Below are 19,800 nucleotides of genomic sequence, written 5' to 3'. Positions count from 1 at the left end.
GCTCAGAACTTGTAGGAGACGGTGGCCATGGTGGTGCGGCCCGGCGCGACCCAGTAGGTACCGCCGTTCATCTCGAAATAATTGGTGTCGCGCAGGTTCTCCACCGACAGGCGCAGCGTGAGCTGGCGCGTGGGCTGGTAGGTCAGCCATGCGTCGTAGACGTGGGTGGTGCGGTTGTAGGTGTCCGCGCCGCTGGTCCAGCCGCTGTCGTTGGCGGTGGGCGTGGTCAGCCTCATGCGGCCGCCGACGGTGAGCTTGCGCTGGAACAGCCGCACGCCGCCGCTGAGCACCAGCTTGACCTTGGGCGGCATCACGTACCACAGGTTGGCGCCCCCGGGCTGGCCCAGCGTGGTGGCCGGATAGCCGAGCAGGCTGCCGAGCGGGAACGGGTCGTAGCCGCCGCGGCCGCTGTCGATCAGCAAGCGTGTGTAGCTGACCGAGCCGAAGGCGAAGCCGGCGTCGTAGTCGCCCTGCAGCTCGATCCCCTTGCTGCGGTACGGATCGCGCAGGTTGACGAAGGCAAACGGGCCGAACAGGCCGCCGTTGCCCGCGCTGACCGGCGACATGATGCGGGCCTGCACGATGTAGTTGTCGACCTTGTTGTCGAACCAGGCGGCCTTCACGCGCAGCTTGTCGCCGCCGGCGAGCAGGTTGTCGAAGCGCAGGTTGGCCCCGGCCTCCCAGTTGGTGGCGCGCTCCTCGCTCAGGTTGGGATTGGGGTAGTAGGGAAACATGTTGCCGGTATGCATGCCCCACATCAGCGACTCGGTGATGGCCGGCGGGCGCAGGCCGCGGCCGTAGCTGGCGAAGAACTGCACCGGCTCGGCCGGCTTGAGCGCCAGCGACAGCCGCGGCGCGAGCGCGCCGTCGCTGCGGTCGACCTTGAAACGGGTGTAGAGGTCGGTCACGCTCGGGCGCACGCCCGGCGCGTTGGCGATGGAGCCCACGTACATCTCGCCGTCGCCCTGCAGGCCGTACCAGTCGTAGCGCAGCCCGCCGGTCAGCTCCAGCCAGTCGCCGCGCAGCAGGCTGGCTTCGCCGAAGGCGCTGGCCACGGTGCGCCGGCCCTTGGGCGTGGCGCCGGTAAACCACAGCGACTGGCCGGTGGTGCTGGGCTGCGCCTGCGGGTCGGTCCAGTCGTGGAAGAACTCGCCGCCGACCTTGACGACGGCGTCCACGCCCGGCAGGCCGAAGTAGCCGGTGTTCTGCGCGGTGCCGCCCACGGTGTTGGTGCGGTAGTGCAGGCGGAAGGCGCCGTAGCTGTCGGTGGCGTCGCGGTCCTGGTCGTTGACGGTCTGGGTGTAGTAGAGGCTGGTGGCGAGGTTGAGCCAGCGCCGGCCGGAGTTCCAGTCGTAGTTGGCGGTGACGGTGTCGCTGCGCACGCGGTTGCGCGTGGCCACGGCGCCGCTGGGCACGTCGATCGAGCTGCCTTCGGTAAACGATGCATCGAGCCCCACGTAGCCGAGCCGCAGCTCGTGCCCGGCGGCCGGGCGCCACGCCATCTTGAACAGGCCCGAGGTCTGGTCCTGCGCGGACAGCAGGCTGGTGCCGTGGGTGAAGCCGTTGTTGCTGTCGCCGTTGCCGTTGTTGCCGCGCCTGAACTCGCCCACGTTCTTGCGGCTCACGGCCGCGGTCAGGTCGAACGGGTCGGCGGGCCGCCACGCGCCCGCCACGCTGCCGGCGAAGTGATAGGCGTTGGTGCCGGTGGTGGCGTTGACGCGCCCGCCGTAGCGCCGGCCGTCCTCGATCAGGTCGTCGGCGGCGAGCGTGCGGAAGTTCACCGAGCCGCCGATCATGCCGGCGCCGCCCACGGTCGAGGCCGGGCCCTTGGAGACGTCCACGCCGGCCAGCAGCTCGGGATCGAGATAGGCCTGGCCGTTGGCGCCGTGGCCGCTGCGCTGGAAGTTCTGGCGCGCGCCGTCGATCATCACGTTGACGCGGCCGAAATCCTGCAGGCCGCGGATGTTCACCGCCACGCCGGGATTCTGCCGCGTCTGCGAGGTGTAGACCCCGGGCACGTCGAGCAGCACGTCCGCGGTGTTGCGCGGCGGCAGGCGGTCGATTTCTTCGCGCGTGACCACGGAGACCGAGCCCGGCGTGTCATAGGCCTGCTCCCGCGCGTCGCGCTTTCCCGTGACCACCACCGTCGGCAGCAGGTTGCCGTGGGGCTGCGCCGGGCCCTTGCCGCCCTCGCCCGCCGCGCCGTCGCCCTCGCCCGCCGCGCCGTCGCCGTCGCCGTCGCCGCGGCGGATGGTGACGATGCTGCCGTCGAAGCGCCCGCGCAGGCCGGTGCCGTGCAGCAGCATGGCCAGCGCCGCCTGCGGCGTGTGGCGGCCCGACAGCGGCTGCGCGCGCAGGCCGGAGACCAGCGCCATGTCGACCACGATGGACAGGCCCGAGCGCTTGCCCAGTTCGGTGATGGCCGTGCTGAGCGGCTGCGCGGGCTGATCGAAATCGATCTCCTGCGCGTGAAGCGGAAGGTGGGCGCACAGCAGGCAGGCTGCGAGCGCCACGGCATGACGATGGACCATGGGTATCTTGATTGGCTTGGCTCTTGTTGTCCTGACGCGAGCGCGGCCGCAATACCCTTGGTCTTGTTACAACTTTTCCAGGTAGGTGGGCGTGTCGGCGCCGCCGGGCACCACCCGGACCGGGGCGATGCCGGGCAGGCTGGCGATGAAGCGCTCGATGTCGCCGGTGCGCACCACCGCGGCGATGCGGATGCGCGCCAGCGCCGGCTCGGCGATGAACGGCTGCGCGCGATAGCGCGACAGCGTCTGCGCCACCTCGGTCAGCGGCGTGCCGGAGAAGGTCAGCACGCGGCTCTGCCAGGAGAACGCGTCGGCGGCGGGGATGCCGGGGCGGGTGGCGCCGTCCGGGCCCACGTCGAGCACCTCGCCGGCGCCGAGCAGCCAGCGCTCCTCGTCGCCGAAGCGCCAGCCGAGGATGCGGCGCGGGCGCGCCACCCTGACCTGTCCGCGCGCCACGCTCACGCGCGTGCGCGCCGGCAGCATGTCGACCGCGAAGTAGGTGCCGAGCACGGCGACTTCGAGCGCGCCGCTGTCGACCACGAACGGCCGGTCGGGATCGCGGCGCACGTCGAACGCGGCGGCGCCTTCGAGCAGCGATACCGCGCGGCGCGCGGCGCCGTAGGCCACGCGCAGGCGCGTGGCCGGGCCGACCTCGATGCGCGAGCCGTCGTCCAGCGTGACGTCCCGCGTCTGGCCCGGGCCGGTGGCGATCAGCCTGGTTTCGCCCTCGCCTTGCAGGCCCAGGCGCCAGGCCAGCGCGCCCGCCCCGGCCGACAAGGCCACGGCCAGCGCGCCCTGCTTGAGGAAGGCGCGCCGGCGCGGCCCGCGCCGGGCGGGCTCGCCGCGCGCGGCGGTGGCCTGGCTGGCCGCCGCCAGCGCCTGCAGCCGGCTTTGCGAATCGAAATCGTCCCAGACGCCGGCGATGGCGCGAAAGGCCTGCGCGTGCGCCGGGTCGGACGCCAGCCACGCCTCGAAGCGCGAGCGCTGGCCGTCGTCAGGCTCGGCGCCATGCATGCGCAGGAACCAGCGCGCGGCCTCCTCGCGCAGTTCGGCGGTCATGGCTGGCGGGCCGCGCCGGCGCTCACGCCAGCCGCTCGCGCAGCAGGCTCAGCTGCACCAGCGCGCGCACCGCGTGGCCTTCCACGGTTTTCTGGGCGATGCCCATGCGCGCGCCGATCTCGGCGTAGGTGAAGCCTTCCACGCGCAGCAGCCAGAATACCTCGCGGCAGCGCGGCGGCAGGCTCTCGATCACGGCCTGGATCGCGGCCAGGCGCTGCCGCAGGTCGGCCAGGGTCTCGCTGGACGGCGCGGCCTCGGCGCCGATGTCGGCCTGCCCCGGCTGCGGCTCGTCGCCCTCGGCCAGCGGCACGTAGCGGCTGTCGCTGCGGTAATGGTCCACCAGCACCGACTCGACGATGCGGCGCACGTAGGCCTGCGGCTCGGCGATGCGCGAGCGCAGCGTCACCACCGCGAAGCGCACCAGCGCGTCGTGCAGCACGTCGCGCGCATGATGGACGGAGCAGGTCCGCCGCACGATGCCGCGCAGCAGGTCGGTGTAGATCCAGTCGAGGTTGAGTCCGAGCCAGGTGGCGCCCGGAGCCGGGGGGGTCGCACGCATGACGGGGCGTCCGCATAAGTCGAAGACGTCACACCTTATTACAAATGCGAATCATTTGCAATAATGTGGCGCCAGGCCGGAGATGCCCGCGCGGAAAAAAAAGCGGCCGCGGATGGCAGGGAAAACCGTCCGGTCCCCCTGCCGCCCGCGGCCGCCCCGGCGCCGCAAGCGGGCGCTTTGCCGCCGGCCTACCAGCGATAGCGCGCGCTCGCCAGCACCTGCACGCCCTGGCCGAAGGTGCAGGTGGTGCCGCCGAAGCACGACGCCACGTACTGGCGGTTGAACAGGTTCTGCGCGTTCAGCGACAGCAGCCAGTGCAGGCCCGTGTCGTAGTGGATGGCGGCGTCGACCAGCGTGGCCGAGGGCACCCGCAGCGTGTTCGAGGTGTCGAGGCTGGCGCCCGTGTAGCGCACGCCGGCGCCGAAGCCCAGCCCGCGCAGGTCGCCGCCGTGCAGCGTGTAGTCCGCCCACAGCCGCGCCAGGTGGCGCGGCATGCCCCACAATTGCTTGCCCTGCAGCGGCACGGCGCTGCCGTCGAGCGTGAAGGCCGCATCGTTGGACGACGTGGTGACCGCGCTCAGGTAGGTGTAGGACGCGCTCAGGTCGAGGCTGCGCGACAGGCTGGCATGGGCTTCCAGTTCCACGCCGCGGCTGCGCACCTCGCCGGCCTGGCTGCTGAAGCCGGGATGGAGCAGGTCGGCGGTGATCACGTTCTGCTGGCGCAGATCGAACAGCGCCGCGGTGACGAAGCTGTTGAAGCCGCGCGGCTGGTACTTGACCCCGACCTCGTACTGCTGCGCCGTGGTCGGCCTGGCCGCGCCGCCGCCGTAGAGCACGCCGGCCTGCGGGTCGAACGACTTGGAGAAGCTGGCGTAGGGCGCGATGCCGTTGTCGAACAGGTAGACCAGCCCGGTGCGCCAGGTGAACGCGCGCTCGGACTGCGAGACGGCCGACTGCTGGATCGGGTTGACGTCGTCGGCGGTGGCCCAGTCCTCGCGGCCGCCCACCAGCAGCCGCCACTTGCCGTAGGCGATCTGGTCCTGCGCGTAGAGGCCGTACTGCCGCTGGCGGATGAAGTCGTCCGAGGTGGCGGCCGGCATGGTCACCGGCAGGTAGACCGGCGCGAAGATGTCGAGCGACGGCGCGCCGCCCAGCCCCACCCGCTCGCGATAGAGCACGCGCTGGTAGTCGAAGCCGAACAGCACGGTGTGCGACACCGGCCCGGTGGCCAGCTTCGCCTGCAGCTGGTTGTCGACGGTGAAGAACTTGGCGTTCTCGTCGTTGAAGAAGGCGTAGCGGGAAACGTCGGTGGCGGAGCCCGCCACGTAGCCGTTGGAGAAGACGTTGGCGAAATCGTCCTTGACGTAGGTGTATTTCACGTTCTGGCGGAACGTCCACGCCGGGTTGAAGTTGTGCTCGAACAGGTAGCCCAGCGAGTACTGCGTCTTCTGGTGGCGGTCGAAGCCCGGGTCGCCGGGGTTGGTGTGCGGCGAGATCTTGCCGCCCGGGCTGGCCAGCAGCGAGCCGATGGCGGGCACGAAGTTGTAGTAGCCGGCATCCGGGTCGCGCTGGTACTTGGCCAGCACGGTCAGCGAGGTGTCGGCGCCGGGGCGCCAGGTGATGGCCGGGGCGATGAAGAAGCGCGACTGGCGCGCGTCGTCGACCTGGGTGCCGGTATCCAGCCCGGAGCCGGTCAGCCGGTAGGACAGCGTGCCGTCCTGGTTGAGCGCGCCGCCCAGGTCGAAGCCCGCCTGCGCGCGGCCGTGGTTGCCGGTGGTGACGAACACCTCGTGCAGCAGCGTGGCGGTGGGACGCTTGCTGACGAGGTTGGCCACGCCGCCGGGATTGGCCTGCCCGTACAGCACTGACGACGGCCCGTGCAGCACGTCGATGCGCTCCAGCCCGTAGGGGTCGAAGCCGGGAACGGCGTAGCCGAAGCCCGCGTCGCTGGGCAGGCGGGTGCCGTCCAGGAACTGCTCCAGGTAGAAGCCGCGGCTGAACAGGTAGGGCGAGCCCGCCGAGGCGCCGCCGCGGATCTCGGACACCACGCCGGCCGTGTAGCGCAGCGCCTCGCCGACGCTCTGCGCGGCCTGCGCGTCCATCTGCGCGCGCGTGACGACCGACACCGACTGCGGCGTCTCGCGCAGCGGCGTGTCGGTCTTGGTGGCCGTCAGCGCGCTGGTGGCTACATAGCCGTCCGCCTGGCCGGTGCCGCCGCGCTCGCGCCCGGACCTGACGGTGACGGCCGGCAGCACCGGCGCGGCGGCATTGGCAACATTGGCGGCATTGGCGGCATTGGCGGAAGCAGGCACTTCCTGCGCCGCGGCAGCGGCGGCGGCGCCGACCGAGCCTGACAGCAAACCTGACAACAAGACGCGGCGAAACGCGTCCCTGCGACCCCCGGGAACTCGCATTGGCTTCCTTTACGATGCAATTGGCTGAGAATGATTATTAGTTGCGTTACATTAGCGCAGCCACGCCGTGCAGGTCAGGACAACCTTTTCTCCGGACCGGACAAACGTGGCTGAATCTATGCAATCGGGAAAGAATCGTGCATAAAACGGACACGAGAAGAGCCAGGCTCCAGACCTTCGGCGACGAGCTCCAGCACAGCCAGATCATCGCGAAGGCGATGGACTACCAGGACGGCGCCCACGAGCCCGCGCATTTCCACCATCGCGCGCAGCTGGTCTGCGCCATGCGCGGCATCGTGCGCGTGATCACCCCGCTGGGCCTGTGGACGCTGACCGAAGGCAGCGCGCTGCTGATCGGCTCGCAGGTGGAACACGCCCTGCACATGGGGGGCGAGGTATCGCTGCGCACGCTCTACATCCTGCCGGAGCGGCTCGCGCGCCCGGAGCGGGAATGCCGGGCGATACCGATGGGGGACCTGCTGCGCGCGGCCATCGCCGGCATGTTCGGCCCGGAGCTGGACGATGCCGACGGCAGCCGGGAACAGCTGCTGGTGCCGCTGATCCTGCGCCTGCTCGACGGCGCCCCGGCGCACGCGCGCGACCTGCGCCTGCCGCTGCCGGCGGACTGGCGGCTGCGCACCATCTGCGAGGCGCTGATCGCGCAGCCGGACAACAACGAAACCCTGGAGCGCTGGAGCGAACGCGCGCACACCAGCTCGCGCACGCTGGCGCGGCTGTTCCGCCAGGAAACCAGCATGTCGTTCGGCCAGTGGCGCGAACAGCTGCGCCTGACCGAGGCCATGTCGCGGCTGCTGACCGGGCAGCCCGCCCCCAGCGTGGCGGAGGAACTGGGCTATGCCAGCGTGCGCACCTTCTCCGTGATGTTCAAGCGCAGCTTCGGCTGCACGCCGCAGCGCTTCCAGGCGGGCGCGCCGCTGTGAGCACCCGCGCCGGCCGCCCGGCACGCCTTGCGCGTGGCCGGCGGCGCTACTGGACCGGCACGCACTTGAGGACCGAGACGATCTGGTCCATCGACACGATCACCTCGTCGTCCACGCCCACGCCGTCGAACGCGGCCAGCGTGCGGCCGGCGCGCTCGATATGGAAGACGGCGGCCTTCCAGGTGCCGTCCGGCACCGGCAGCGCGAGGCGCGCGTGGAATTCCACCGCCGGGTCGATCCTGCTGCGCACCACCACCAGGTCGCCGGCGCACGGGCGGATCGCGCCCACCGCCACCACCTCGCCCAGCGCCTCTCCGAGCGCCGCGCCCGCGGCCGCTCCGTGTGCCGCCCCGTACGCCGCTTCGTGTACCGCTTCGTGTGCCATTGTCCCGGCCGGGAACGGGCGCCGGGCAAAATCTCCCTCGCTCATGATCCGTCGACTCCTTTCACGGGTTGGGTCCTGATCTGCCTGCGCGCGTGCCCGCGGCCGCATGCCGCGGGCACGCGCCCTGCCTCGCCGGCAATGTCGCCGGCAATGCCGGCCGCGCTCAGCCCGCCGCCACCGCGATGCGGCGCGGCCGCGCTTCGTCGCGGCGCGGCACGGTCAGCCGGAGCACGCCGTCCTGCAGGTTGGCCTCGATCTTCGAGGTGTCGAAATCGGGGCTGAGCGAGAACGCGCGCGCGAAGTACGGCTGGCGTATCTCCGCATGCTGCAGTTGCAGCGTGCCCGGGGTCGGCACGGCCGCCTCGGCCTCGATGTAGAGGCGGCCGTCATGCACCTTGACCTCGAGCCGGTCCTTCGTCACGCCGGGCAGGTCGGCCCAGACCGTCACGCCCTGGCTGTCTTCGAAGACGTCCACGGCCGGGGTCAGCGTGATGCGCGATACCTCGCGCCCGGCCTCGCGCGGCGATGCTGTCTGGCTGCGTTCGGCAAGCCTGGTGTTTTCGTCCATGGCGGTCTCCTGGCTCATTGCACGGTGATGGCGCGCGGGCGCGAGGACTCGCGCTTGCCGATGCTGATCGACAGGCATCCGTTGGCGTAGGTCGCGCGCACCTTGTCGGGATCGGCATTCGACGGCAGCTCGATGACGCGGCGGAAGGCGCCGGCGAAACGCTCGTTGGCGTACAGGCGGGCGCCTTCCTGGCCCGCCTGCGGCGCGGGCTTGCGCTCGCCGCTGAGGGTCAGCAGGCCCTTGTCGATGGACAGGTCGAAATCCGCCGCGGCAAGCCCGGGCGCGAAGGCGACCACCTCGATCGAATCGTCGGTCGTGCCGATGTTGACAGGCGGGAAGGCGCCCGGCCCCACCGAGCGGATGCTGGTGGGAAAACCGCCGAACAGCTCGCCCATCTGGCGCTGCAGACGGTCGAGCTCGCTGAAGATGCCGGCTCCGAAAAAGAGATTGTTCATGGTTCATTTCTCCTTCGCGATGCGGCACGAAGGCGAATGGACATACGGGCATACGCGCCTCCACTCGCCTGCCGGGCCGCGGCAAACAAACAGAAACACGCAGCGCATGAATCGCGACTGCTTGAGCATCATCAAGATAGGAACAATCGCGCGCATTTTCAAGCCCCCGCGCGGGAGGCTCGCCGTTCACATCGCGCGGCGCCCGCCCCCGCGCCGCGCGCGTCAGCCGGGCACGCGCACCGCCGGCACCACCTCGGCCCACAGTTCCCTGGCGGTGGCGCGCAGCACGGCGAGGCCCTCGGCGTCCCCGCCCAGCAGCGCCTTCATGTAGTTGCGGATGGTCTCGGGCGTCGCATGCGGCGGCACCGGCGGCACGTTGGGATCCGTCACCACGTCGAGCACGACCGGGCGCGTGGCCGCGAGGGCGTGCTCCCACATCGGCCCGATCGCCTCGGGCCTGTCCACGCGGATTCCCTCCAGGCCCAGCATGCGCGCGTACGCGGCGTAGTCGAACGGCGGCACCGACTGCGACACCGGATAGCGCGGGTCGCCGCCCATCGCGCGCTCTTCCCAGGTCACCATGTTGAGGTCGCCGTTGTTGAGCACCAGCACGATCAGGCGCGGGTCCGACCACCCGCGCCAGTGCGCGGCCACCGTGATCAGCTCGTTGATGCCGTTCATCTGCATCGCGCCGTCGCCTTCCAGGGCAATCGCCACGCGCCCCGGATGGCAGAACTTGGCCGCGATGGCATAGGGCAGCGCCGGCGCCATCGAAGCCAGCCCGCCCGACAACGAGCCCATCATGCCGCGCTGCATGCGGATATCGCGCGCGTACCACGTCGCGGCGGTGCCGGAGTCCGCGCACAGAATCGCATCGGCGGGCAGGCGCGATGACAGTTCCCAGAAGACACGCTGCGGATTGATGGGCACCGCGTCGTCGAGCGCGCGCCGCTCCAGCACGCGCCACCAGCGCTCGACGTTGGCCTCCACGCGCGCGCGCCAGGCGAAGTCGCTGCGCTCGCGCAGGCGCGGCAGCAAGGCGGCCAGCGTCTGCCCGGCGTCGCCCACCAGCGGGACCTCCATCGGATAGCGCAGGCTCAGCCGGCGGCCGTCGAGGTCGATCTGCACGCCGCGCGCCTGGCCCTCGGGCGGCAGGAACTCCGCATACGGGAAGGACGAGCCGACCATCAGCAAGGTGTCGCACTCGCTCATGAGCTGCCAGCTGGCGCGCGTGCCCAGCAAGCCGATGCTGCCGGTCACGTAGGGCAGCGTGTCCGGCACGGCGGCCTTGCCGAGCAGCGCCTTGGCCACGCCCGCGCCGAGGCGCTCGGCCACGGCGATCACTTCGTCGGTGGCGCCGAGCGTGCCCGCGCCGACCAGCATGGCGACCTTCTCGCCGGCGTTGAGCACCTCCGCCGCGCGGTCCAGCGAGGCGGCATCCGGGATGACCCGCGGGCGCGCGTAGCCCACGCCGCTGTGCACCGTGCCGTGCTCGGCCGGGGGCACCGGCACGGCTTCCATATCCTGGATGTCGTTGGGCAGCACGACGCAGGTGACGCTGCGCTGGTCGAGCGCGATGCGCAGCGCGCGGTCGATCAGGTGCCGCACCTGGCCCGGCGTCACCGCCATCTGCACGTACTCGTGCGCGACGTCCTTGAACAGCGACACCAGGTCGACTTCCTGCTGGTAGTCGCCGCCCAGCGCGGCGCGGCGCTGCTGGCCCACCAGGCAGACCACCGGCTGGTGATCGGCCTTGGCGTCATAGAGCCCGTTGAGCAGATGGATCGCGCCCGGCCCCGAGGTCGCCATGCACACGCCGACCTCACCGGTGAACTTGGCGTGGGCGCACGCCATCATCGCCGCCGACTCCTCGTGGCGGACCTGGATCAGGCGCGGCCCCTGCCCACCGGCGCGGTCGAGCGCGCCGAGCATGCCGTTGATGCGGTCGCCGGGGTAGCCATAGATGCGCGCCACGCCCCAGGCGCGCAGGCGCGCGAGAATGAAATCGGCAACGGTCGTCATGCGCCGGCTCCCGGCTGCCGCACGCACGGGCGCGGGCGGCTCCGCGCGTCCTTGAAATGGGTCTGCATGATTGCTCCTGGTCGTTCTGCCCGGGGCGCACCGGCGCGGACGGATTCACTCGCGGCTGGCGCGCTGCTTGTCCACGTAATGCTCCAGCTCGCTGCCCGGGTCTTCGTTGAAAGTGCTGTCCAGCGCCACGGCCTGCTGCGCCACCGGCGCGTTGCCGGGCGCCGGGCCCGCCGGCTCCCGCGCGGCCCCGGGCGCGCCAGCGGCATCGGCGGCATCGGCCACATCGGCGCGCTCGTCCCCCTCGGCCGGCCGCGGCTGGCCGCGCGGATCGAAGTCGGCCCACCGCCCGTGCTCCCATTGCCCCGTGGCCTGCTCGAGGCCGCAGGCGCCGCCCCGGCGCAGCACGTCCAGCGCGTCGTCGCGCCGCGCGCCCTCGACCTGCACGGCGAGCAGCACGCCAGCCGGGCGGCTGCCGCCCGCGGCGACGGACATCACGGAGACGTCCCATACCGAAAACCCGCGCGCATAAAGCTCGAGGGCGACTTTCTCGGCGGCGGGAACGGAAGGAAAACGGCCTGCGACGATGGACGGCATGGTTCTATCTCCATGAATGTGGACCCCATCCCCGCGGCAGCCGCCGCGCGGCCTGCGGGCGCAGGGCCTGCCCCGGGGCGGTATCCACCAACGCGGTGCAACTTCCGTGCCGCGCCGCGCACGGCGCGCACGCGCCGCCGCGGGGGCGCGCTGCGCGTGTAATCGCTACAACGGCCCGGTAAGGAATCCCGCGAATCCCGCGCCGCGCGCGCCGCCGGCGCCGCCAGCGCGCGCCGCGGCGCGGCTGGAACGGCAATTGCGTCGCCGCCGGCACGCTGCCGCGCAGCGGCCTATCGCGAGGAGGACGGTGACAATCCGCATCGGCATTTCAGGGTGGCGCTACGCGGGATGGCGCGGGGTCTTCTACCCGGCCGGGCTGGCCCAGCGGCGCGAGCTCGAATTCGCCTCGCGCGCGGTCGACACCATCGAGATCAACGGCTCGCACTACGCGCTGCAGACCAGCGCCAGCTACCGGGCCTGGCACGCGGCGACACCGGCGGATTTCGTCTTCAGCGTCAAGGGGCCGCGCTACCTCACGCACATGCTGCGTTTCCGCGACGACGCCGCGCGCCCCGCCATGGCCAATTTCCTCGCGTCCGGCGTGCTCGCGCTGGGCGAAAAGCTCGGCCCCTTGCTGTGGCAGTTTCCGCCCGGCTTTGCCTACGACGAGGAACGGCTGGCGCGCTTCGTCTCGCTGCTTCCCGGCGACACCGGCGAGGCCGCCGCGCTGGCGCGGGAGCACGACCACCGGGTCCGGCAGCCCTGGCTCGAAGCCGGCCGGCGGCGGCGCTTGCGGCACGCCATCGAGATACGGCATCCGAGCTTCTGCCAGCCCGCGTTCGCCGCGCTGCTGCGCAAGCACCGGCTGGCCCTCGTCGTCTCCGATGCGGTCGCCGACTGGCCCTACATCGAAGAGGTCACCGCGGATTTCCTCTACCTGCGACTGCACGGCACGCAGACGCTCTATGGCGGCGCCTACCCGGATGCCGCCCTCGACCAGTGGTCCGCCCGCATCCGGGCGTGGGCCGCCGGCGGCGAGCCGGCGGACGCCAGGCGCATCTCCGCCACGCCCGTGCGGCGCCGCCGCGCGCGGGACGTGTTCTGCTATTTCGACAATGACAAGAAGGTGGAGGCGCCGTTCGACGCCGGACGGCTTGTCGGGCGCCTGCGGGCCGGCGACGCGGCGCAAGGCAAGCAGCACGACAAGCCGCAGGACGAACCGCAGCACAAGCCGCAGGGCAAGCCGCGCTAGCCGGCCCCTTCCCCGCCTCGCCGCCGCCTCGGCGCCCCACTGCGCGGCCAGCGCGTACTGGTTCTCCACGCTGGCCCCGACCCGGCTCGAACGGCTCGCGCGCGGAATATTTTCACGGTGTCGTAGTTGAGCAGGCTGTCCACCACGCGGCTGTTGGTCTGCGCGCGGCCCCGCCGGCGCCGTTTTCCGGGCCGGCGAGGTGCGCTTTGCGAGACGTCCGCGAGCGGGCACAACGCTTGCACGCTACCCGGCATCCGGTGCGCCCGCATCCGTGCGCGGGCGCCACACACATCAGGTTTTCAGGAGCCGGCATGACCGCGACGCCAGGGAAAATGCAAGGCCGCCAGCAGGCCGGCTTCTTGCTGGAAATGCTGCTCGCGCTGCGGATGGAACTGTGGGGCAGGAACGAAGGCGGCTGCCCCCGCTCCACGCTGGCCAACCGCCAACGCGCCTTGATGACGCTATGGCAGGCGCGCTGCCCCCGCGTGTTCTGCGACGCCGCGCTGGACCGCGATATCGAGACGTGGATCGGCTCGGCTTTCACGCACGCGCAGGCGGGGCGCTGCGCCAACGCGGCGCTGGACCTGAAGCGGGCCTATCTGCTGGTCTGCTGCGTGATCGCGGGCAAGCCGTCGCCCGCGGCCGCCGCCATGCGCGAGCCGCCCGCGCGGTGACGCGACACGCGCAACACGCCTGGAGACCGCCATGCAAGACGCCGTGCGAGCCATCCTGATGTACTTCCTGCTGCCGGCCTGGCTGGCCGTCGGGCTGGCCGACTGGGGCTGCCACCGGCGCTCGCACATCGAGCGCAACGCCGGCGCGGCCGAATCGCTGCTGCACCTGCTGATGTTCGCGGAGATCGGCGTGCCGCTGCTGATGGCGGTCTTCCTGGAAATGACGCCGACCGTCTTCGCCGTGATGCTGGCCGCGCTCGCCGTGCACGAGGCGACCGCGTGGTGGGACGTGCACTATGCCTCGACCCGCCGCCTCATCACTCCGCTCGAGCAGCACATGCACGCCTTCCTCGAGGTGCTGCCCCTGTGCGGCCTGCTGTTGCTGGCCGCCGCGCACTGGCAAGCCTTCGCCGCGCTGTTCGGCGTGCCGTCCGCGCCCCGGCACGCGCCGCTGTCCGGATTGCGGCTCAAGGCCGCGCCGTTGCCGGCCTGGTACGTGGCAAGCCTGATGGCCGCGGTTTTCCTGTTCGCCGTGCTGCCCTATGCCGAAGAGCTGTGGCGCGGCCTGCGGTGGCGCCGCGCCGGGCACGGTCCGGCGCGCGGCGGGCGCCGGCAGGCGGCCGCCCGGCCGGGCACATGGCCGGGTGCATGACTCGCATGCCGACACGCCGCGCCCCGCCCGCTCCGGCGCCCGCGGGCACAGCCCGGCCCCGCGCCGCCCGGCCCGACGCCGGGCAGCCGGAGTCGCTGGATGCCTGCCGCCGCTGCGACCTGTGGCGCCACGCCACGCAGGCCGTGCCCGGCAGCGGCCGCGCCCGCGCGCCGCTGATGTTGGTCGGCGAGCAGCCGGGCAACCAGGAAGATCTCGACGGACGCCCGTTCGTCGGCCAGGCCGGGCGACTGCTGGACGAAGCGTTCGGGCAGGCCGGCGTGGCGCGCGACAGCGTGTACCTGACCAACGCCGTCAAGCACTTCAAGTTCGAGCTGCGCGGCAAGCGGCGCCTGCACAAGACGCCCGGCCAGCTCGAGATCGAAGCGTGCGGCTACTGGCTCGACAAGGAACTCGCGCGCGTGAAGCCGCGCGTGGTGCTGGCGCTCGGCGCCACCGCGCTCAAGGCCGTGCTGCACCGCAAGTCGGCGGGACTGGCCAAGGTGCTGGGGCAGCCGGTCGAGCACGAGGGCCGCATCGTGATCGCCACCTGGCACCCGTCGTACGTGCTGCGCATGCCGGACGAGGCGGGCCGGCGCAAGGCGTTCGGACAGATTGTCGAGGCGCTCCGGCTTGCCGCCCGCATCGCGCGCGACGGCCGCGCGTAGCGGTCCGGCACGGGCCGGCACAGGCCGGCACAGGCCGCCCCGATCCGGCATGAGGCGTTGCCGCGCCGGGAAAAAATTGCAAACCCGCGATGCCGCCGCTTACAACGGCCGCGCCGGCAGCGGCCATGGCAGGCGCGCCGGCCGCCGGAACGGAACTTGCAGCACTGCCTGCGTCGCCGCCGCAGCCGGCAACCGGAAGATGCCCATGTCCGACGGTCCTCCCCATGGCAACGAACCGCCCCGCGTGCCGCAGCCGCGCAAGGGCCAGGTCACGCAGAACCTGACGCGCGAACAGTTCCGCGCCCGCTTCGCGGCACGCTTCGCCGACCCCTGGTTCGACGCCGAGCAGCCGGCCATCGCCAGGCTGGAGGCGATCACCTGGCGCGCCTACGACGAAGCGCGCAAGGCGCCGCGCACGCGCAAGGCCGGGCCCGGCTACCAGGACCCCGGGTACGACCTGTCGGTGGAATGGATCGCCGCGCGCGCGGCCATCGACGAGGCGCAGCGCCGGCATGGCGACGCCGGCGGCGCGTCGCGCGTGCTGCTGGTCAACGCGTCGCCGCGCAACGACCACACCTGCCCCGGCGAAATGTCGAAAACCCACCGGCTGGCCGCGCTCGCGCAATGCGCGCTCGAGACGGCCGGCATGGAGGTCGACCTGCTCGACCTGAGCCTGCTGTCGTCGGACTTCGACCTGCACATCCATCCCTGCAAGGGCTGCGTCTCCACCGCCATGCCGCTCTGCCACTGGCCCTGCAGCTGCTATCCCAACCACGCGCTGGGGCAGGTCAACGACTGGATGAATGCGCTCTACCCGCGCTGGGTCGCCTGCCACGGCGTGCTGATCCTCACGCCGGTGCACTGGTACCAGGCCACCAGCCCGCTGAAGCTGATGATGGACCGGCTGGTGTGCGCCGACGGCGGCAACCCCGATCCCACCGCCACCGCGGGCAAGGATGCCGCGCGCGCGAAGGCGCTCGAATTGTCGGGCTGGGACTACCCCCAGCACCTTGCCGGCCGCGTCTACGGCGTGGTCGTGCACGGCGACGTGGCCGGCATCGGCGAGGTGCGCAACGCGCTCGCCAACTGGCTGGACTGGATCGGCATGATCCCCGCCGGCAAGCTCGCGGCGCTGGACCGCTACATCGGCTATTACGCCCCCTACGCCACCAGCCACGAAGCGCTGGACGGCGACGACGCCCTGCACACGGAGGTGATACAGGCGGCCACGCTGGTCGGCCGCGCGGTCACGGCGCGGCGGCAAGGCCAGCCGCGGGCGGCCGGGGCGGCGCTCCGCAGGCCCCGGCCGAAATAAGCCGTGCCCGCCACCATGGCCACGATCGCGGAAATCGCGCAGGCCCTGCGGCGCCGCGGCCTGCGGCTCGCCACCGCGGAATCCTGCACCGCCGGCCTGATCGCCGCGCGCGTGGCCGACGTGCCCGGCTGCGGCGACCTGCTGCTGTGCGCCGTCGTCGCCTATTCCCCCGAGATCAAGCAGCGCGTGCTGGGCGTGCCGGCCGCGCTGATCGCGCGCCACGGCCTGACCAGCGAGCCGGTGGCGCTCGCCATGGCCCGCGGCGTGCGCCGCATCTGCGGCGCGAGCCTGGTCATCGCCAACACCGGCGTGGCCGACGGCGGCGCCGAGGACGGGGTGCCCGCCGGCACGCAGTGCTTTGCGTGGCTGTTCGACACGGGCCGGCACCGCGCCGAGTTCACCGCAACCGCGCATTTCCGCGGCGAGCGCAACGAAGTCCGCGCGGCGGCCGCGCACTGGGCGCTGGAACGCGCCGTGGCGCACGCGGAACTGGCCGGCCGGGGCGGGCGGCGGTAGGCGGCGGTAGGCGGCTGCATCGGCGACGCCGCCGGCCACCGCCTGGCCGGGCCCTCGCCGCCCGCGCGCGCGGGACGTTGCCAGGACGCCGCTCAGCCTTGCCGGCGCAGCGGGCTGTCGGCCATGTTGGCGAGGTAATGCACCTCGCGCCGCAGCTGCGTGGCGAACTGGGCCGCCACCGGCGTCATCGGCGAGTCGGCACGGTAGATCAGGCTGACGGTGTGGCTGGGCAGCGGGTCTTCGACGGGCAGGATCACCAGCCCGCTGGCGGCCAGGCGCCCGGGCACCAGCTGGCGCGGCAGCAGGCACAGCAGGTTGCGGTCCTGCAAGAGCGGCTGGATGATGCCGATGCTGTTGCAGCGCACCGCCACGCGCGGCAGCGGCAGGCCGCGCGCGCGGAAGGCGTCCAGGATCGCGGCCCCCGGACCCTGCATGGCCTGCCCGGTCAGCACCCACTCGGACCCCACCAGTTCGCGCAGGCTGCGGGCGTGGCGCAGCGGATGCTCGCGATGCGCCACCACCACCGAATCGTTGTCGTAGAGCGGCTCGCACTGCAGGTCGCGCTCGATGCCGTGGTCCGGCACCGGGCTCACCGCCATGTCCATCACGCCGGCGCGCAGGTCCGCCAGGTGGGTCACGTAGACGCCGCTGTCGATGCTGACCATCACGTCCGGGTGCTGGGCCCGGAAGCGCTTGATCACCTCCGGCAGCAGCAGGCTTGCCGGGCCGCCGGTGACGCCCACGCGCACCGCGCCGTTGCGCGCGCCCAGCATCTGCGACATCTCGTCGCCGGCCTTGCGCGCCTCGGTGGCGATCAGCCGCGCGCGCACCAGGAACGCCTCGCCGTACCGCGACAGCACGATGCCGCGCGTGGTGCGCGTCAGCAGCGGCACGTGCAGCTCCTCTTCCAGCTGGCGGATGCTCTTGGTCAGCGCGGGCGCCGACACCTCGCGCGCGCGGGCGCCGGCGCGGATGCTGCCGTGCTCGGCCACGGCGATGAAGTCCTGGAGTTGGCTCAGACGCATGGAAACGCTCGACGGATACGACCTTGGGGGACGCACAGGATAGCGGCATTCCGGGCAACCGCGGGATAACCCGCGGTGCTAACCGGTGGTTTCCACCGCAGCGATCCTGGCATCTGCCGCGATGCGCGGCGCTGCCGCATGATCCGTACGCATCACCACAACCGCCGGCCACGCCGGCACGGAACGAGGAGCGGATCCAATGGCAAGCCGGCAAGACCAGCCCCTGGCAGGCATTCGGGTAGCGGAATTCGGGCAGTTCATCGCGGCGCCGGGGGCGGCCATGATGCTGGCCGACCTGGGCGCCGACGTGGTCAAGGTGGAGGCGCTGCGCGGCGACAGCGCGCGGCGCTTCGACGGCACCAGCGCGCAGAGCCCGATGTTCCTGGCCTATAACCGGGGCAAGCGCGGCATCGCGCTGGACCTGCGCAGCGAGGGCGGCGCCGAGGCCGCGCGCCGCCTGGCGCTGGCCAGCGACGTGGTGCTGCACAACACCCGCCACGGCGTGATGGAGGCGCTGGGGCTGGACGCCGCCACGCTGCGCGCGGCCAGGCCGGCGCTGATCCATGCCTCGATCAGCGGCTTCGGCACGCGCGGGCCCTCGCGCTCGCGGCCGGGGCTCGACATCGCCGCGCAGGCCGAAAGCGGCATGATGTCGGTCACCGGCGAGGCCGGCGGGCAACCGCTCAAGGCCGGTTTCGCGCTGATCGACGCCGCCACCGCGCTGGCGGCGGCCAACGCCATCCTGGCGGCGCTGTTCCGGCGCCTGCGCACCGGTGCCGGCGAAACCATCGAGACCTCGCTGCTGCAGGTCGGCGTGCAGTTGCAGGCGCAGTTGTGGGCGGAGTACCAGTGCTCCGGCGCGCTGCCGGTGCGCAGCGGCAACAGCCAGCCCAAGGCCGCGCCCGCCGCCGACGTGATCGCGGTGGCCGACGGGCATATCGTGCTGTCGGCCTACCTGGACGAGCACTGGGCGCGCCTGTGCGCGGCCATCGGCCAGCCCGCGCTGGCGCACGACGCACGCTTTGCCAGCAACGTGCTGCGCGTGCAGAACCGCCCCGCGCTGCTGGCCATCCTGCACGGCGCGCTGCGCCACCTCGGCGGCGACGCGGCGCGCGCCTTGCTCGAGCGCCACCAGGTGGTGGTCGGCGTGGTGCGCGACTACCACCAGGTCAGCGCCAGCGCCGACGTGCGCGCGGGCGGCATCCTGCGCGCGGTGGGCAACGGCTACGGCGGCCAGCTTGAGCTGCCGGGGCTGCCCTTCACCCTCGCGAGCCTGGCGGCCGGCGACATGCCGGCGGTGCCGCGCCTCGGCCAGCACACCGCCGAAGTGCTGGCCGAGCTGGGCTTCGGCGCCGGCCGGATCGACGAACTGGCCCGCGCCGGCGCGATCGGCCTCGGCACCGGCGACACCAACGACGCCAACGACACCAGCGGCGCGCCGCGGGAGGCAGCATGAGCGGGATCGGCGCCGCGCCGCCGGTCCTGCTGGTGCGCCATGCCGGCGTGGCCGAGATCGTGCTGAACCGCCCGGCGCGCCGCAACGCGATCGACGGCGCCCTGGCGCGCGCGCTGGCCGACGCCATCGACACCGTCAACGCCGACGCCGCCACGCACGCCGTGCTGCTGCGGGGCGCCGACGGCGCCTTCTGCTCCGGCCTCGACCTGAAGGCGCTGCAGGCCGAAGCGGACGGCATGGCCGGCTTCGCCAGGGCGTGGGAACGCGTGCACCTGGGCCTGCTGCAAAGCCGCAAGGCCTGGATCGTGGCGCTGGAGCGCCATGCGGTCAACGGCGGCGCGGCGCTGGCGCTGGCGGGCGACCTGCTGGTGTGCGGCGCCGGCGCCTTCCTGCAGATCGGCGAGATCCGCATCGGCATGGCGGCGCCGCGCAATCTGGCCTGGCTGGCGCTGCGCCATTCCGAGGCGGTGGCGGCGCGCCTGTGCCTGCTCGGCGAGCGCGTGCCGGCGGCCGAGCTGCTGCGGCTGGGCATCGCCACCGAAGTCACCGGCGACGCGCAGGTACTCGACCGCGCGCGCGCCATGGCCGCGGCCATCGCCGGTTTTCCGGCCGGCGCGGTGGCCGCGATCAAGGGTGGCATGCGTGCCGCCAGCACGCGCATGGCGCTGCCGTCCTGGCTCGACGCCTGCCGCGACATCCACGACTGAA

At 72.3% G+C, this 19,800-nt stretch carries 19 protein-coding genes; 9 read left to right on the top strand and 10 right to left on the bottom strand.

All coding sequences use genetic code 11. The features are described 5' to 3' along the window. Positions 1–2: 2 nt before the first annotated feature. The 4 genes from ACKI2N_RS08055 to ACKI2N_RS08040 form a co-directional block, all read right to left on the bottom strand. Positions 3–2,531, bottom strand: coding sequence for a TonB-dependent hemoglobin/transferrin/lactoferrin family receptor (locus tag ACKI2N_RS08055; protein WP_420994995.1), 2,529 nt, complete (start codon positions 2,529–2,531; stop codon positions 3–5). Between the two features lie 66 nt (positions 2,532–2,597). Beyond that, a complete protein-coding gene (locus ACKI2N_RS08050; RefSeq protein WP_420994996.1) occupies positions 2,598–3,590 on the bottom strand; it encodes a FecR family protein in 993 nt (330 codons plus the stop codon). A 22-nt stretch (positions 3,591–3,612) separates the two neighbouring features. Next, positions 3,613–4,149: an RNA polymerase sigma factor gene (locus ACKI2N_RS08045; protein ID WP_420994997.1), complete on the bottom strand. Its 537-nt coding sequence runs from the start codon at positions 4,147–4,149 to the stop codon at positions 3,613–3,615. Positions 4,150–4,337: 188 nt separating this feature from the next. Further along, on the bottom strand, positions 4,338–6,521 hold the full coding sequence (locus ACKI2N_RS08040) for a TonB-dependent siderophore receptor (RefSeq protein ID WP_426990720.1): 2,184 nt from the start codon (positions 6,519–6,521) through the stop codon (positions 4,338–4,340). 179 nt (positions 6,522–6,700) lie between these two features. Between ACKI2N_RS08040 and ACKI2N_RS08035 the strand changes: the two genes are divergently transcribed. After that, positions 6,701–7,504, top strand: coding sequence for an AraC family transcriptional regulator (locus ACKI2N_RS08035; RefSeq protein ID WP_420994999.1), 804 nt, complete (start codon positions 6,701–6,703; stop codon positions 7,502–7,504). 46 nt (positions 7,505–7,550) lie between these two features. On the opposite strand, the gene ACKI2N_RS08030 is transcribed toward ACKI2N_RS08035, so the two are convergent. The 5 genes from ACKI2N_RS08030 to ACKI2N_RS08010 all read right to left on the bottom strand — a co-directional run bounded on the left by ACKI2N_RS08030 (position 7,551) and on the right by ACKI2N_RS08010 (position 11,537). Beyond that, positions 7,551–7,934, bottom strand: coding sequence for a hypothetical protein (locus tag ACKI2N_RS08030; RefSeq protein ID WP_420995000.1), 384 nt, complete (start codon positions 7,932–7,934; stop codon positions 7,551–7,553). Positions 7,935–8,052: 118 nt separating this feature from the next. After that, the gene (locus ACKI2N_RS08025; RefSeq protein ID WP_420995001.1) at positions 8,053–8,457 is read right to left on the bottom strand and encodes an Hsp20/alpha crystallin family protein; all 405 of its coding nucleotides are present in this window, start codon (positions 8,455–8,457) and stop codon (positions 8,053–8,055) included. Positions 8,458–8,471: 14 nt separating this feature from the next. Next, the gene (locus ACKI2N_RS08020) at positions 8,472–8,912 is read right to left on the bottom strand and encodes an Hsp20/alpha crystallin family protein (protein ID WP_420995002.1); all 441 of its coding nucleotides are present in this window, start codon (positions 8,910–8,912) and stop codon (positions 8,472–8,474) included. A gap of 222 nt (positions 8,913–9,134) precedes the next feature. After that, positions 9,135–10,934 (bottom strand): thiamine pyrophosphate-requiring protein, encoded by a 1,800-nt coding sequence (locus ACKI2N_RS08015; protein WP_420995003.1) that lies wholly within the window; start codon positions 10,932–10,934, stop codon positions 9,135–9,137. Between the two features lie 114 nt (positions 10,935–11,048). Beyond that, positions 11,049–11,537, bottom strand: a complete 489-nt coding sequence (locus tag ACKI2N_RS08010; RefSeq protein ID WP_420995004.1) for a hypothetical protein — start codon at positions 11,535–11,537, stop codon at positions 11,049–11,051. 307 nt (positions 11,538–11,844) lie between these two features. Here ACKI2N_RS08010 and ACKI2N_RS08005 point away from each other — a divergent pair, with 307 nt between their 5' ends. The 6 genes from ACKI2N_RS08005 to ACKI2N_RS07980 all read left to right on the top strand — a co-directional run bounded on the left by ACKI2N_RS08005 (position 11,845) and on the right by ACKI2N_RS07980 (position 16,611). Next, complete coding sequence (locus ACKI2N_RS08005; RefSeq protein WP_420995005.1) at positions 11,845–12,789, top strand: DUF72 domain-containing protein; 945 nt, start codon at positions 11,845–11,847, stop codon at positions 12,787–12,789. Between the two features lie 311 nt (positions 12,790–13,100). Next, positions 13,101–13,463, top strand: a complete 363-nt coding sequence (locus ACKI2N_RS08000) for a hypothetical protein (protein WP_420995006.1) — start codon at positions 13,101–13,103, stop codon at positions 13,461–13,463. A 31-nt stretch (positions 13,464–13,494) separates the two neighbouring features. After that, positions 13,495–14,115 carry a diguanylate cyclase gene (locus ACKI2N_RS07995; RefSeq protein ID WP_420995007.1) on the top strand — a complete coding sequence of 207 codons (621 nt, stop codon included), beginning with the start codon at positions 13,495–13,497 and terminating at the stop codon, positions 14,113–14,115. Between the two features lie 5 nt (positions 14,116–14,120). Then, positions 14,121–14,780: a UdgX family uracil-DNA binding protein gene (locus tag ACKI2N_RS07990; RefSeq protein ID WP_420995008.1), complete on the top strand. Its 660-nt coding sequence runs from the start codon at positions 14,121–14,123 to the stop codon at positions 14,778–14,780. A gap of 205 nt (positions 14,781–14,985) precedes the next feature. After that, positions 14,986–16,095 (top strand): flavodoxin family protein, encoded by a 1,110-nt coding sequence (locus ACKI2N_RS07985; RefSeq protein ID WP_420995009.1) that lies wholly within the window; start codon positions 14,986–14,988, stop codon positions 16,093–16,095. A 3-nt stretch (positions 16,096–16,098) separates the two neighbouring features. Then, positions 16,099–16,611 carry a CinA family protein gene (locus ACKI2N_RS07980; RefSeq protein ID WP_420995011.1) on the top strand — a complete coding sequence of 171 codons (513 nt, stop codon included), beginning with the start codon at positions 16,099–16,101 and terminating at the stop codon, positions 16,609–16,611. Between the two features lie 92 nt (positions 16,612–16,703). Here ACKI2N_RS07980 and ACKI2N_RS07975 read toward each other — a convergent pair whose 3' ends face one another. Next, positions 16,704–17,636 carry a LysR family transcriptional regulator gene (locus ACKI2N_RS07975; RefSeq protein ID WP_420995013.1) on the bottom strand — a complete coding sequence of 311 codons (933 nt, stop codon included), beginning with the start codon at positions 17,634–17,636 and terminating at the stop codon, positions 16,704–16,706. A 199-nt stretch (positions 17,637–17,835) separates the two neighbouring features. Between ACKI2N_RS07975 and ACKI2N_RS07970 the strand changes: the two genes are divergently transcribed. Then, positions 17,836–19,092: a CaiB/BaiF CoA transferase family protein gene (locus ACKI2N_RS07970; protein ID WP_420995014.1), complete on the top strand. Its 1,257-nt coding sequence runs from the start codon at positions 17,836–17,838 to the stop codon at positions 19,090–19,092. Then, entirely contained in the window at positions 19,089–19,799 is a 711-nt protein-coding gene (locus ACKI2N_RS07965) for an enoyl-CoA hydratase/isomerase family protein (protein WP_420995015.1), read from the top strand. Before ACKI2N_RS07970 ends, ACKI2N_RS07965 begins: the two co-directional genes overlap by 4 nt. The last annotated feature ends 1 nt before the right edge of the window (position 19,800 follow it).

The sequence above is a fragment of the Cupriavidus sp. 30B13 genome (assembly GCF_049059565.2).
Classification (GTDB): domain Bacteria; phylum Pseudomonadota; class Gammaproteobacteria; order Burkholderiales; family Burkholderiaceae; genus Cupriavidus.
This window is presented reverse-complemented; position numbering and strand designations above follow the sequence as displayed.